13 protein-coding genes and 1 tRNA gene are annotated in these 12,879 nt (G+C 68.6%); 5 read left to right on the forward strand and 9 right to left on the reverse strand.

Annotation, left to right across the window (positions count from 1 at the left end; all coding sequences use genetic code 11):
• Positions 1-1,121: hemolysin family protein (locus SD626R_RS10235; protein ID WP_092566268.1), on the forward strand; the 1,121-nt coding region annotated here is incomplete at its 5' end.
• A 395-nt stretch (positions 1,122-1,516) separates the two neighbouring features.
• Here the strand turns inward: SD626R_RS10235 and SD626R_RS10240 are convergent.
• The 3 genes from SD626R_RS10240 to SD626R_RS10250 all read right to left on the reverse strand — a co-directional run bounded on the left by SD626R_RS10240 (position 1,517) and on the right by SD626R_RS10250 (position 3,262).
• Complete coding sequence (locus SD626R_RS10240; RefSeq protein ID WP_092566269.1) at positions 1,517-2,248, reverse strand: DUF5781 family protein; 732 nt, start codon at positions 2,246-2,248, stop codon at positions 1,517-1,519.
• Between the two features lie 74 nt (positions 2,249-2,322).
• Complete coding sequence (locus SD626R_RS10245; RefSeq protein WP_092566270.1) at positions 2,323-3,048, reverse strand: queuosine precursor transporter; 726 nt, start codon at positions 3,046-3,048, stop codon at positions 2,323-2,325.
• A complete protein-coding gene (locus SD626R_RS10250) occupies positions 3,041-3,262 on the reverse strand; it encodes a ribbon-helix-helix domain-containing protein (RefSeq protein WP_092566271.1) in 222 nt (73 codons plus the stop codon). Before SD626R_RS10250 ends, SD626R_RS10245 begins: the two co-directional genes overlap by 8 nt.
• A 228-nt stretch (positions 3,263-3,490) precedes the next feature.
• Between SD626R_RS10250 and SD626R_RS10255 the strand changes: the two genes are divergently transcribed.
• On the forward strand, positions 3,491-4,816 hold the full coding sequence (locus tag SD626R_RS10255) for a sodium-dependent transporter (protein ID WP_092566272.1): 1,326 nt from the start codon (positions 3,491-3,493) through the stop codon (positions 4,814-4,816).
• Between the two features lie 589 nt (positions 4,817-5,405).
• Positions 5,406-5,996 carry a 50S ribosomal protein L15e gene (locus SD626R_RS10260; RefSeq protein WP_092566273.1) on the forward strand — a complete coding sequence of 197 codons (591 nt, stop codon included), beginning with the start codon at positions 5,406-5,408 and terminating at the stop codon, positions 5,994-5,996.
• Between the two features lie 652 nt (positions 5,997-6,648).
• Here SD626R_RS10260 and thsB read toward each other — a convergent pair.
• The 5 genes from thsB to SD626R_RS10280 form a co-directional block, all read right to left on the reverse strand.
• Complete coding sequence (gene thsB, locus SD626R_RS10265; protein WP_092566308.1) at positions 6,649-8,295, reverse strand: thermosome subunit beta; 1,647 nt, start codon at positions 8,293-8,295, stop codon at positions 6,649-6,651.
• A 324-nt stretch (positions 8,296-8,619) separates the two neighbouring features.
• Entirely contained in the window at positions 8,620-8,784 is a 165-nt protein-coding gene (locus SD626R_RS16835; protein ID WP_176697308.1) for a hypothetical protein, read from the reverse strand.
• Positions 8,785-9,194: 410 nt separating this feature from the next.
• A tRNA-Ser gene (locus SD626R_RS10270) sits at positions 9,195-9,276 on the reverse strand.
• A gap of 27 nt (positions 9,277-9,303) precedes the next feature.
• Positions 9,304-9,606, reverse strand: a complete 303-nt coding sequence (locus SD626R_RS10275) for a DUF7981 family protein (RefSeq protein WP_092566274.1) — start codon at positions 9,604-9,606, stop codon at positions 9,304-9,306.
• Positions 9,607-9,987, reverse strand: coding sequence for a Rid family detoxifying hydrolase (locus SD626R_RS10280; protein ID WP_092566275.1), 381 nt, complete (start codon positions 9,985-9,987; stop codon positions 9,607-9,609).
• A gap of 105 nt (positions 9,988-10,092) precedes the next feature.
• Between SD626R_RS10280 and SD626R_RS10285 the strand changes: the two genes are divergently transcribed.
• Positions 10,093-10,509 (forward strand): zinc ribbon domain-containing protein, encoded by a 417-nt coding sequence (locus SD626R_RS10285; protein WP_092566276.1) that lies wholly within the window; start codon positions 10,093-10,095, stop codon positions 10,507-10,509.
• Positions 10,510-10,536: 27 nt separating this feature from the next.
• On the opposite strand, the gene SD626R_RS10290 is transcribed toward SD626R_RS10285, so the two are convergent.
• Entirely contained in the window at positions 10,537-11,349 is an 813-nt protein-coding gene (locus SD626R_RS10290; protein WP_092566277.1) for an SAMP-activating enzyme E1, read from the reverse strand.
• A 428-nt stretch (positions 11,350-11,777) separates the two neighbouring features.
• Between SD626R_RS10290 and SD626R_RS10295 the strand changes: the two genes are divergently transcribed.
• Positions 11,778-12,848 (forward strand): ornithine cyclodeaminase family protein, encoded by a 1,071-nt coding sequence (locus SD626R_RS10295; RefSeq protein WP_092566278.1) that lies wholly within the window; start codon positions 11,778-11,780, stop codon positions 12,846-12,848.
• Positions 12,849-12,879 lie beyond the last annotated feature (31 nt).

The raw sequence follows: 12,879 nt of genomic DNA on the forward strand, positions 1-12,879 counted from the left end.
TCGGCAACAACATCGTCAACGTCGCGATGACCTCCATCGCGACCGCGCTGTTCGGCTTCTTCCTCTCCAGCGGGCAGTCCGTGCTGGCGACGACGTTCGGGATCACGACGCTGGTGCTGATCTTCGGCGAGAGCGCCCCGAAGTCCTACGCCGTCGAGAACACCGAGTCGTGGGCGCTCAAGATCGCGCGCCCGCTGAAGGCCTCGGAGTACGCGCTCTACCCCTTAGTGGTGCTGTTCGACTACATCGTGAAGGGGGTCAACAGCGTCATCGGCGGGTCGGCGGCGATCGAGTCGACGTACGTCACCCGCGACGAGATCCAGGACATCATCGAGACGGGCGAGCGCGAGGGCGTCATCGAGGAGGAGGAGCGGGAGATGCTCGACCGGATCTTCCGGTTCAACAACACCATCGCCAAGGAGGTGATGACGCCCCGCCTTGACGTCACCGCGGTCGCGAAAGAACAGCCGGTCGAGGAGGCGATCGAGACGTGCATTCAGGCCGACCACGAGCGCGTCCCCGTCTACGAGGGGAACCTCGACAACATCATCGGCGTGGTGACCGTCCGGGACCTGGTCCGCGAGCTGCGCTACTCCGAGGGCGAGCCGTCGCTGGCGCGGGTCGTCAAGCCGACGCTGCACGTCCCCGAGTCGAAGAACGCCGACGAGCTGCTCGCGGAGATGCAGGAGAACCGCCTCCAGATGGTCACCGTCATCGACGAGTTCGGCACCACCGAGGGGATCATCACGCTGGAGGACATGGTCGAGGAGATCGTCGGCGAGATCTTGGAGGGCGACGAGGAGGCGCCCGTCGAATTCCTCGAACAAAACGTCGCCGTCGTCCAGGGCGAGGTGAACATCGACGAGGTCAACGAGATCCTCGGCATCGACCTCCCGGAGGGCGAGGAGTTCGAGACGCTCGCCGGCTTCGTCTTCAACCGCGCCGGCCGCCTCGTCGAGGAGGGCGAGGAGATCGAGTTCGACGGGGTCCGCATCCGGATCGAACGCGTCGACAACACCCGGATCATGTCGGCGCGCGTGACGGTGCTCGACGTCGACGAGGAAGGGGTCGAGGAGGGCGAGGCCGGGGAGGCCGAGACGGCGCCCGACGACGCGGTATAACTAGCTCGTACGCATCGTTCGGGCGGCGGCGATCATTTGTGAGTCGTTGCTGTCGCTGGTGTGGTACACACCTCCAAAGCCCCAGCCGTGAGCAGGTCGCACGCTCGCTGAGGTCCGCAGTCGGTCGCTATCGCTCCCTCCTTGCGGTCCTTTCGTCGCCTGCGACCTGTTCACGGCTGCCCCTTTGAGTCCCTCCCCGACCACGACCGCACCGCAGCCTCACGCCTCCCCAGCCTCGTCGCTCCCTTCGGTCGCGACTCCCTCGCGCGTGCTCCTCGCGACCGCCTTCGGCGGCCGCTCGCAGGCACGCGCCACCGCGTTATCTATTTATAAACAGTCGTGGCCGTTCGCCCGTACCGTTTCCGAACCTCCCTCGCTCAGCCTCTCATCGCCTCTCACACCGCGTACGCCCGGGCGGCCGCGACGAGCGCCTTCCGGTAGTCGCTCTCGGAGGGGTCGGGACCGAGCGCGAGGAAGCGCTTTTTAAACGCGTCGACGTCGACCGCGTCGGTGTCGCTGCCGGCGGCGCGCGCGAGGTCGTAGATCCGGTGGTCCCGCCCGGCGATGTCGTGGCGCTCGACGAGCGCGAGCGCGAACGCGGCGTTGACCGCGGTGATCTCCGGGTCGGCGCCGGCCGTCACGGGCGGCGATCCGTCCCGCGAGACGGCGGGGCGGTCGGCGACCGCGGCCGCGAGGGTGGACTCCAGGAATCCGAGGAGCTTGTCCGCGGGCGCGACGGAGAGGGTGATATCGTCGGCGTAGATGTCTTTCATATGGTTCGCGATCTGATAGCAGTGCGCGAGCTTGCGGCGCTCCACTTTCTCGCCCGAGAGGCCCAGGTACAGCGCCTCCTCCGTCGACTGGACGTGAGAGGCGTGCCCCTCCTCGTAGCGGGCCATGTGCGAGAGCTCGTGGACGGCCAGCTCGCGGGCCATCGCGCTGGTGGCGGCGCGCTTCGAGACGTTGAGGACGTGGTAGCCGTCGTAGTGGCCGGCCCACGTCCGCTCGTCGGGGTCCTCGCGCACCTTCACGTGAACGGGGTCGGCGAGCGAGCACTCGGTCTCGAACAGGTCGGCGGCGCCGAGGAACGGATCGGGGGGAACGTCACCCTGCACGCGGAGATCCATGCGTACAGTTCACACGACGGCGGTCGGTAAGTTTCTTGCGCCCCTCGGCGCGGATCGCCGAGCGAGGCGGTCGCCTACTCGCGCACGGCGCCCACGACGAGGTAGACGATCGGGGTGTCGAGGACGGCGATCGCGAGCTTGAGGAGGTACTGGCCGAGGCCGAGCGCGAGGAGCAGTGACGGCGCGAACGGCTCCCCGGTCCCGAGCAGGACCGGCGCGGCGTAGAACGCGACGCCGACGAAGATCACGGTATCGATCGCCTGACTCGTCGCGGTCGAGGCGATGTTCCGCAGCCACAGCATCCCGGGGCCGGTCCGCTCGCGGATCGCGTGGAAGACGAACACGTCCCAGTTCTGGCTCACGACGTACGCGAGCAGGCTGCCGGCGACGACGCCCGTCGCCGGCGCGAGGGCGGTGTCGAACGCGGCCGATATCTCGGGATTCACGCCGGGAGCGGCCAGCGTCGACCAGACCAGCGCGAGCACGAGGAAGTTCGCGAGGAACGCGACGTTGACGACCACCTGCGTCGCCCGGCGGCCGTACAGCTCGGCGTAGCAGTCGGACGCGAGGAACGTCAGCGCGTACGCGAGCGCGGCGCCCGGCAGGGTGACCTCGGCGCCGACGACCGGGAGCGCGACCGGCAGCGGCAGGGCGATCACCTTCGCGGCGGTGAGCTGCGCGGTCGCCAGGGCGACGACGAACAGGGTGATCAGCCCGACCGCGACCACCGCGGAGCGGTCGAGCGGGTCGACCGCGAAGGGGCCGTCGGCCCGGCTCTCCTTTCGGGTCCGGCTACTCATCGCTCGCCTCGTCGCCGCGATCGGCGTCGCTCCCGTCGACGCCGCCGGCGTCGAGCCGGCCGTGCCGCGCGTCGATCTCGTCCAGGCGGTCGAGCGTCTTGCGGATCGACGCGCGGACCGCGTCGCTGCGGTTCACGAACTTCCCGTCGTCGCCGACGTGCTCGTCGAGGTCGTCGAGCAGCTCGCCGGGGATCTCGACGCTGATCTTGGGCACGGGTCACTCACTCTCCGGGGCCGCGGTCGTCCGCTCGACCGTCTCCTGCCGCTGCGATACTCTCATGATACTATCACTGGATTATCGACGGGGTGATTAAAGCGCACCGTTCCGGACGCGACACCGTCGAATCGCCGGGTTCGATACCGTCGGCGGATCGCGGGACGCTCCGACGGCGCGCTCCGATCGAACGGTTTTCATAGCCCCGATGGTCGATATCCGCCGACAATGGTCCAACGGGAATCGTGGGCGACGCGGGCGGGATTCATCCTCGCGGCGGCGGGCAGCGCCGTGGGGCTCGGGAACATCTGGCGGTTTCCCTTCCTCACCGCCGAGTCCGGGGGCGCGGCGTTCCTCGTCGCGTACCTCCTGCTCGTCGTCGGGGTAGGGCTGCCGCTCGTGCTGGCGGAGTTCGTGATCGGACGGCGGTCGAACCGCAACGTGATCGGCGCGTTCGAGGCGCTCGGCCGCTCGAACTGGCGGTTCATCGGCGGACTCGGCGCGCTCGCCGGGTTCGTTATCCTGTCGTACTACAGCGTGGTCGGCGGCTGGGTGATCCAGTATATCATCGCGAGCGTCACGGGGGCGTACACCAGCGACCCCGCGGGGTACTTCGAGTCGGTATCGGTCGGGATGAACGCGATCGCCTTCGACGCGCTGTTCATGGCGTTCGTCGCCGCCATCGTCGTCCTCGGCGTTCGCAACGGCCTCGAACGCGCGGCGAAGTTCATGATCCCGAGCGTCGTCGTCCTGCTCGTGGTCCTCGCCGGCTACGGCGCGACGCTGGAGGGCGCGGCCGAAGGGTACGCCTTCTACCTCTCGCCGGACGTCTCGACGCTGCTCGGCGACGCGCTCGCGCTGCTGCCCGACGCGGCCGGACAGGCCTTTTTCACTCTCTCGCTCGGGATGGGCGTGATGGTCACGTACGCCTCCTACCTCGGCGAGGACCGCAGCCTGCTCAACGACGGTCTAATCATCCTCGTCGTCGACACGTCCATCGCGCTCCTGGCCGGCCTCGCCATCTTCCCGTTCCTGTTCTCGCAGGGCGTCGACCCGGGCACGGGCGGCCCGGGAACGGTGTTCGTGGCGCTCGGGACCGCGTTCGCGGAGTTCCCGGCCGGTCAGATCGTCGGCACGGTGTTCTACGTCGCGCTGTTCATGGCCGCGGTCACGAGCGCGTTCAGCATCCTCGAAGTGATCGTCGCCTACGTCACCGAGACGTTCGACGTCGACCGGAAGCCCGCGACCGTCGGCATCGCGGTCGCGATCTTCCTCCTGGGCGTCCCGACGGCGATCGACTTACGCTACCTCACCGCGTACGACGTCCTCGCCAACCAGGTGCTGCTCATCGGCGGCGGGCTCCTGCTCGCGGTCTTCGTCGGCTGGGCGTACGCCGCCGAGGGGACCGAGGAGCTCCTGACGGGGATGCGCGGCGGCGACGCGCTCGGCGCGGTGTGGATCTGGCTGCTCCGGGTCCCGATCGTCCTGATACTGCTGTACGTTCTCTACTTCGGCGTGCTGGCGACCGTCGAGGCGATGCAGGCGGCGCTGTGAGCGCTCGGATGCGCCGCCGGTACGGACGCGACCGACGGGCGGGGCGCGCGGACGGGGTCGGCACGCGATACCGGGGGGTTCTCTCCTCGCGCTCCGACGGACGCAAAAAGCCCCACGGTGTCGGGGGGCCGGGCTTATCGAACTCCCGTCGTAACGATCGAACGCCGATGGTCGACGCCGCCATCGGCGACGGTTGCGCGGTACTCGTCACCGACGGTGTGTCCCGCTCCCTGTGGGACGCGCCCGTTACCCCCACGCCGCCCGTGAGCGACCCACTACGGCGCGTCCCGCGGCCCTGACATCCGTGGGGTGCGCCTTTGGGCCTCGACGGCCCCGTTCTCTCGCTATCCGCCCCCTTCGGCTCGTCTGCGGCTGTTGTTCCGGCCGTGCCACCGCCACCCACGCGAACGCCGTAGCGAAGCGGTTAAGAGCGAACCGCGGGAAGTACGGGCAACTCGCTGGTGCGGACACAGCGGGCACTCGCCGCCGGGCTCCCGTCGACGTCGACGCGAACGTCGCCGTCGACGCCCCGGGACGAGACGAGATGTGGCCGCCTCGCGGCTGAATCGCAACCGTCCGCGGACAACATATGGCACGAAGCTTCTACTCGCACATCAAAGAGGCGTGGCGGTCCCCCAAGGAGGGGAAACTGGCGGAGCTGCAGTGGCAGCGCAAACAGGAGTGGCGCGACGAGGGCGCCATCGAGCGCATCGAGCGTCCCACACGGCTGGACAAGGCCCGCGAGCTAGGCTACAAGGCCAAACAGGGCGTCATCGTCGCCCGCGTGAGCGTCCGGAAGGGCGGCTCGCGCAAACAGCGACACAAGGCGGGTCGCCGCTCGAAGCGCCAGGGCGTCAACCGCCTCTCGCGCCGCAAGTCGATCCAGCGCATCGCCGAGGAGCGCGCCTCGCGGAAGTACCGCAACCTCCGCGTGCTCAACTCCTACTGGGTCGGCGAGGACGGCTCGCAGAAGTGGCACGAGGTCATCCTCGTGGACCCCGCCCACCCCGCGATCGAGAACGACGACGACCTCGGCTGGATCACCTCCGACGACCACCGCGGGCGCGCCTTCCGCGGGCTCACCTCGGCCGGCACGAAGGGCCGCGGCCAGCGCAAACGCGGCAAGGGCACGGAGAAGACCCGCCCGAGCGTCACCGGCAACGACCGCCAGGGCAAGTAACGGTCAGCCGCCCGCGGTCGCGATCGACTTCTCTCGTTTATCAGTCGCCTAGCGGCGGTACTGACCGAGTGCAGGTAGTTATACACGGTGAGTGGGATTTATCTCGGGAGTAAGTACCGTACGTCGCGAGTGAGGTCATTTATAAATGACTCAGTGGTGTTGCTGTCGGCTGTTTATAATTGATCGACGACTTTGCGGAGGAGACTCCCAAAGCCCCAGCCGGCGAGGCGGGCGCACGCTCGCTGCGCTCCTCAGTCGTTCGCTTCGCTCACTCCTTGCGGTGCTTACGTCGCCTGCGCCGCCCTCGCGGCTGCCCTTTTGAGTCCCACCCGCCCCGCACAGCAACCGCACCTCACGCCTCCCCAGCCTCGTCGGTGGTCCTCCGCGTTGCTCCGGACCACCGACTCCCTCGCGCGGGCTGCTCGCGCCCTCCGGGCGCTCGCAGGCGCACGCCACCGCGTTCGTTTCATAACTGATTGTCGCCGTCGCTCATGGAGCAATAAATATCGTATCCTCTTTGCTAGACTAGTTATCTCAACTGCTACGGACCTCAACAGCGTCAAAAAACGAAATCAGGGGAACGCGAGCGTGCGTATTCGGGTGACAGTGCGCGGTCGGAGCGGGTATGGGGGAGCTGTGACCTACTGAATCGTCACATTGCACCGCCCATGCCGCCCATGCCGCCCATGCCGCCGCCGGGCGCGCCGCCCTCGTCGCCGTCGCCGGCGGTCGACAGGTCGCCCGCGGAGATGATGTCGTCGATTTTCAGGACGAGGTTCGCGGCCTCGGCGGCCGATGAGATCGCCTGCTCCTTCGCCTGCGCCGTCTCCACGACGCCGGCCTCGGCGGTGTCCTCGACCTCGCCGGAGAAGACGTTGAGCCCGGCGTGCTCGTCGCCGGCCTCGTGGGCCGCGCGCAGGTCGACGAGCAGGTCGATGGCGTCGAGCCCGGCGTTCTCGGCGAGCACGCGGGGGATGAGCTCTAGCGAGTCGGCGAACGCCTCGACGGCGAGCTGCTCGCGGCCGGAGACGGAGTCGGCGTAGTCCCGCAGCCGGCGGGCGAGCTCGACCTCGACGGCGCCGCCGCCGGGCAGGGTGCGCCCGTCGGAGACGGTCGTCGAGACGACGTCGATGGCGTCCTCGATGCCGCGTTCGAGCTCGTCGACGACGTGGTCAGTGGTGCCGTACAGCAGGAGGGTGACGCCGTGGGCGTCCTCGCCCTCGACGTAGAACAGGCCCTCCTCCTCGTCGCGCTCGATCGAGCCGACCGCGAGGTCCTCGGCGGTGAGCGAGTCGAGGTCGGTGACGATGGGCGCGCCGAGCACGTTCTTGAGGAAGCTCAGGTCGGACTTCTTCGTCCGGCGGACCGCTAAGATTCCCTCCTTCGCGAGGTAGTGCTGGGCGAGGTCGTCGATCCCCTTCTGACAGAAGACCACGTCGGCCCCGCTCTCGACGATCCGGTCGACCTTCTCGCGGAGCTGCTTCTCCTCCTGGTCGAGGAACTTCTGGAGCTGGTCGGGGGAGTCGACGTTGACGGAGGTGTCGACGTCGGCCTCCTCGACCTCGATCGCGTCGTTGAGGAGGAGGACGTCGGCCGACTCGAAGTCGATCGGCATGTCGTCGTGGACCGGGTCCTTGTCGATCACCGCGCCCGAGAGGAGCTCGGACTCGCCGGCCGCGCGGCCGGTGCGGGTCTCGATGTTGAGGTTCGCGAGGTCGACGACGTGAGAGCCGTCGTCGGCCTCGACGGTGACGCCCTGAACGGCGCGGACGACGAGGTCGGCGAGGGTCTCCTTGTCGAGCTCGGCGCCCTTGCCGGTCATCGACGTCTCGGCGACGTTCTTGAGCGTCTCCGTGTCGTCGGGTTCGACCGCGGTGGCGACCTCGTCGACCTGCTCGCGGGCGTACTCGCTCGCGAGGTTGAAGCCCTTGATCACCGCCGTCGGGTGGATGTCCTGTTCGAGGAGGTCCTCGGCGTTCTTGAGGAGCTCGCCCGCGATCGCGACCGCGCTCGTCGTGCCGTCGCCGGCCTCGTCCTCCTGGGTTTCGGCGACCTCGACGATCATCTCGGCGGTCGGGTTGTCGATGTCCATCGTCTGCAGGATGGTGACGCCGTCGTTCGTGATGGTGACGTCGCCCGTCGAGTCGACGAGCATCTTGTCCATCCCTTTCGGCCCGAGCGTCGAGCGTACGGACTCGGCGACGCCGCGCGCCGCGGAGATGTTGTACTCCTGTGCGTCCTTGTCCTGGACGCGCTGGGCGTCGTCGCCCATGATGATCATCGGCTGACCCTGCTGCATTCGCTGACTCATACAGCGTTTGATTGATTGTGATTCTATATAAATCCGTCGTTGGGAGGCGATCGAGCGTCGCCGTGGTCGACGGTGTGTCATTCTCGAAAAACGCCCGACTACGCCGTTATTGATCCGTTTTTATGCGAGTAGTTAGCATGGCACTCCACGGCGACTCTGTCGTCTCTGCGGCATTATTTATATACTCTCTCGGCGCGGCGGAAAGCAGATCGATGGGAGGAGCGCCGCTCTCGGAGCGTGAGACGGCGGACGGGTCGCTCTCGGCGAGTGACTACGGACGCAAAATCGAAGACGGCGTTCGGTCGCGAGCGCTCACCGATCGAGCTCGTCCTCGTCGAGGTACTCCGAGTCGACCTCGTCGAGCGTCGGCTCCGGCGGCTCGTCGGCGGCGCTGAGCTCGCGTTCGTTGAGCCGACTCTCCAGCTGCCGGCGCTTGTCTCTCCCTTTCCGCTCGCGACCCGATTTCGTGTCTGGCATCGTCACCCGTGACAACAATACCCACACATATGAGTCTTATGTCGGCATCTGAGAACGTCGGAGACGACGACGGGGACGGAATCACGGCTACGCGGGTCGTATTCGTCGAAAACGCTAGGAGAGGGATTTGAACCGAAATCAGACGTGCTCGCTCACTTCGTTCGCTGCGCCCGACTGATTGGGCTCAAATCCTTGTCCGGGTTCGTCGACGCCGGACTCGCTCGTCGCTCCACTCCTCACTCGCGATCGGCGTCGACAAAAACGCCAGGAGAGGGATTTGAACCGAAGTCAGACATGCTCGCTCACTTCGTTCGCTGCGCGCGACTGATTGGGTTCAAATCCGTCCGCGCTTCGCTGTCGCGGTACTCGCTCGTCGCTGTCGCTCCTCGCTCGTTGTTGCGACAGCGAAGCGCCAGGAGAGGGATTTGAACCCCCGATCCCGGAAGGGAACACGCTTTCCAGGCGTGCGCCTTACCACTCGGCCATCCTGGCTCACGCCGAGATAATCCGGTGCGACTGTTAAGTCCTTCTTTTCACGCGCTTCGCCCGCAGGCGGTGTTCCGTCGCGTAGGCGATTCCGCCGGACGCGACGGCGACGGCCACGGCGAGACCGACCACGCCGCCGTACCCGACCGGGAGGTCGCCCGCGACGATCAGGAACCCCTGCGCGAGCACGACGAACGCGAATCCGCCGACGAGTCCCCACAGCGCCGCCGACTTCGCTCTGGCGCGCTTCGTCGGCCGCGCGGCGGGGTCGCCCGAGCGATCTCCGGTCTCGCGTTTGCCGCCCTCACTCCCGCCCTCGTCGCCCTCGGTAGCCATCTACTCGACGACGGCGACCGCCTCAATCTCGACGCCGACGCCCTTCGGGAGCGCGCCCGCCTGTACCGCCGACCGCGCCGGCGGCGACTCCTCGAAGTAGCCTGCGTACGTCGCGTTCATCTCGTCGAAGTCGTTGATGTCGGCGAGGAAGACGGTCGTCTTCAACACGTCCGCCGGCGCCGCGCCCGCCTCGTTGAGCACGGCGACGAGGTTGTCGAGGGCCCGCTCCGTCTGTTCCGCGATCGGCGCGTCGTCGAGGAGTTCGCCGTCGGGCGTCAGCGGGATCTGCCCGGCCGTGAAGACCAGCTCGCCGTTCGTCGTGGCCTGGCTGTACGCCCCGACCGCCTCGGGCGCCGCGTCGGTGTGAACGATCTCCTTCATGCGCCTCCCCGTTCGGCGGGCCGTCATAAGAGTGCCGGGGACCGGGGCGGACTCCCGCTCCGACCGCCGTTGGGCATATATTCCTCGCCTGCTAACGCTCGCCATATGACGGGTGGCAACGTCCTTCCGGTCGCCGCGGTGTTCGTCGGGGTGCTCGCCGCCAACGTCGCGCTCGCGTGGCTCCTCGCGAGACGGGACTGGGACCCGCCCGAAGCGCTCGGTTCCCCCGGCGACTCGTCGCCGTCGGAGTCGGTCCTGGAGGATGACTCCGACGCCGACGGCGCCGCGGCCGCCGGTCCGGAGTTCGCCGTGGGCGCCGACGCCGGATCGACGGCGACCGGGACCGACCCGGACGGCGACCCGCCGCCGCTCGACGCCGACGGCGAGACCGTCGCCTGCCGGCACTGCGGGGCCGAGAACCGCCCCGACTTCCGCTACTGCCGGTGGTGCGTCCGGTCGGGGTTCGCTGCCGACGGGTCGGGCGCCGCCGGGGGGTCGGCGGTGACCGAGCGCTCGCTGTGAGCGCGATCGGTCCGACCCCGATCGGCGCTAGTCCGCGTCCACGCGACAGCCGCCGGAGTAGTCGATCCCGTCGATCGTCTCGATGCCGTCGTCGCCGCACACCGGGCAGTCCGGATTCCGGCGGTAGGGGACCGTCTCGAAGCTCAGATCCATCGCGTCGTAGAAGAGGAGCCGCCCGTCGAGCGTCTCGCCCGCGCCGAGCAGGAGCTTGATCGCCTCGGTCGCCTGGATACACCCGACCGTGCCGGGGAGCACACCGAGCACGCCGGTCGCCGCGCAGTCGGGCACCGTGCCGGGCTCGGGGGCCTCGGGGAACAGACACCGGTAGCAGGGGCCGTCGGGGACGAGCGTCGTCGCCTGCCCCTCGAACTTATAGATCGCGCCGTGGACGACTGGCAGCCCCTCGATCCGGGCGGCGTCGTTGACGACGTACCGCGTCCGGAAGTTGTCCGCGCAGTCGACGACGACGTCGTGCCCGGCGAGCAGGTCGCGCACGTTCCCCTCGTCGAGGCGCGTCTCGTGCGTCTCCACGTCGATGTCGGGGTTGAGGCGGTCGACGTACCGCGCCGCCGACTCGACCTTCGGCTCGCCCACGTCGGCGTCGCCGTGGATCACCTGCCGCTGGAGGTTCGAGCGCTCGACGACGTCGTCGTCGACGATCCCGACCGTCCCGACCCCCGCGGCGGCGAGGTACTGGATGACGGGCGCGCCGAGCCCGCCCGCCCCGATGACGAGGGCGCGGCCGTCGAGGAGGCGTCGCTGTCCCTCCGGGCCCACCTCGTCCATGATGACGTGCCTGGAGTACCGGTCGAGCTGGTCGGCGTCGAGCGAGAGACTCATGGGTTGACGTGGGCGGGGCGGCGATATAATCGTGTTCCCGAGGGTTCCGCGTCGTTGCTGGTGTGGCGCCGACTGCGGCGAACACCGCCAAAGCCCCAGTCGTCGAGGACGGCGCACGCTCGTTGCGCGCTTCGATCGCTCGCGTTGCTCGCTCCCTCCAGTGCCTACGTCGCCTGCGCCGTCCTCGACGACTGCCCAGTTAAGCCCCGCCCGACCGCACAGCGACCGCGCCTCACGCCTCCCCGGCCTCGTCGCTCGGTCGGGGCTCCCGTCGCTCGCCCTCTCCCTCGCGACTCCCTCGCGCGCGCTCCTCGCGCCCTCCGGGCGCTCGGAGGCACGCGCCACCGCGGTGACCGGTCGCACCGATCGCCCCCGAGCCCGCTGTCGATCCAGCAGGGTTCAAGTACCCCACCGGCAAAACTCGCGGCATGCAGACGCTGCTTCTGAACGCCGACGACGTCGACGAGAACGCTCGCATGGACCGCGTCATCGACGCGGTGCGGGGCGCGTTCACGGCCTACGAGCGCGGGAACGCGAAGATGCCGGCGAAGTCGTACATCGACCTCCCGGAGTACGACGGCGACTTCCGGTCGATGCCCGCCTACCTCGACGTGCGCGAGGCGGACACCGCCGAGGAGACGGCGGACGGCGACGGGTGGGACGCGGCGGGGATCAAGTGGGTGAACGCGCACCCGAACAACCCCGCCGACCACGACCTCCCGACGGTGATGGGGACGATGATCTACTCCGACCCCGAGACGGCGTTCCCGCTGGCGATCCTCGACGGCACGACGCTCACGATGAAGCGCACGGGCGCGGCGGCAGCGGTCGCCACCGACCACCTCGCGGTGCCCGACGCGACCTCGCTCGGGATCGTCGGCGCGGGCGTCCAGTCGTACACGCAGCTGGAGGCCATCGCCGAGGTGCGCGATATCGACGAGGTCGTCGTGAGCGACCTCGACGAGGAGCGCGTCGCCGACTTCATCGACGCCTTCGGCGACCGGTTCGACGTCCGGGCGGGCTCGATCGCGGAGGCCGGGCACTGCGACGTGCTCTCGACGGTGACGCCCGTCGAGGACCCGATCGTCGGGCCCGACGACGTGGGCGAGCACACCCACATCAACGCGATGGGCGCCGACGCCGCGGGCAAACACGAGCTGGCGGACGAGCTCCTGCTCGACGCGACGGTCGTCATCGACGACCGCGAGCAGTGCACCCACTCCGGCGAGATCAACGTCCCCTACACGGCGGGGACGCTCACTGACGACGACATCTACGGCGAGATCGGCGAGATCGTCGTCGGCGCCCGCCCGGGCAGGGCCGGGGTCGACGCCGGGGGGAACGCCCCCGCGACCGGCGATGAGGGCGTCTCGGGCGTCACCGTCTTCGACTCCACCGGCCTCGCGATCCAGGACGTCGCGGCCGCCCGCGTCGTCTACGAGCAGGCCGACGAGGTCGACAACGGCTACCCATTCGACCTGCTCGGACTCGCGGAGTAACCGCGACGGCCTTTTTATCGCTCCCGCCCGT

The sequence above is a fragment of the Halorubrum sp. SD626R genome, assembly GCF_001261915.1.
In the GTDB taxonomy this organism is placed as follows: domain Archaea; phylum Halobacteriota; class Halobacteria; order Halobacteriales; family Haloferacaceae; genus Halorubrum.

Coding starts and splice junctions, on each gene's coding strand:
- SD626R_RS10240 (WP_092566269.1), bottom strand. CDS start 2,248: ATGGATCTCCGCGTGCAGGGTGACGTTCCCCCCGATCCGTTCCTCGGC.
- SD626R_RS10245 (WP_092566270.1), bottom strand. CDS start 3,048: ATGAGTAGCCGGACCCGAAAGGAGAGCCGGGCCGACGGCCCCTTCGCG.
- SD626R_RS10255 (WP_092566272.1), top strand. CDS start 3,491: ATGGTCCAACGGGAATCGTGGGCGACGCGGGCGGGATTCATCCTCGCG.
- SD626R_RS10260 (WP_092566273.1), top strand. CDS start 5,406: ATGGCACGAAGCTTCTACTCGCACATCAAAGAGGCGTGGCGGTCCCCC.
- thsB (WP_092566308.1), bottom strand. CDS start 8,295: ATGCAGCAGGGTCAGCCGATGATCATCATGGGCGACGACGCCCAGCGC.
- SD626R_RS16835 (WP_176697308.1), bottom strand. CDS start 8,784: ATGCCAGACACGAAATCGGGTCGCGAGCGGAAAGGGAGAGACAAGCGC.
- SD626R_RS10275 (WP_092566274.1), bottom strand. CDS start 9,606: ATGGCTACCGAGGGCGACGAGGGCGGGAGTGAGGGCGGCAAACGCGAG.
- SD626R_RS10280 (WP_092566275.1), bottom strand. CDS start 9,987: ATGAAGGAGATCGTTCACACCGACGCGGCGCCCGAGGCGGTCGGGGCG.
- SD626R_RS10285 (WP_092566276.1), top strand. CDS start 10,093: ATGACGGGTGGCAACGTCCTTCCGGTCGCCGCGGTGTTCGTCGGGGTG.
- SD626R_RS10290 (WP_092566277.1), bottom strand. CDS start 11,349: ATGAGTCTCTCGCTCGACGCCGACCAGCTCGACCGGTACTCCAGGCAC.
- SD626R_RS10295 (WP_092566278.1), top strand. CDS start 11,778: ATGCAGACGCTGCTTCTGAACGCCGACGACGTCGACGAGAACGCTCGC.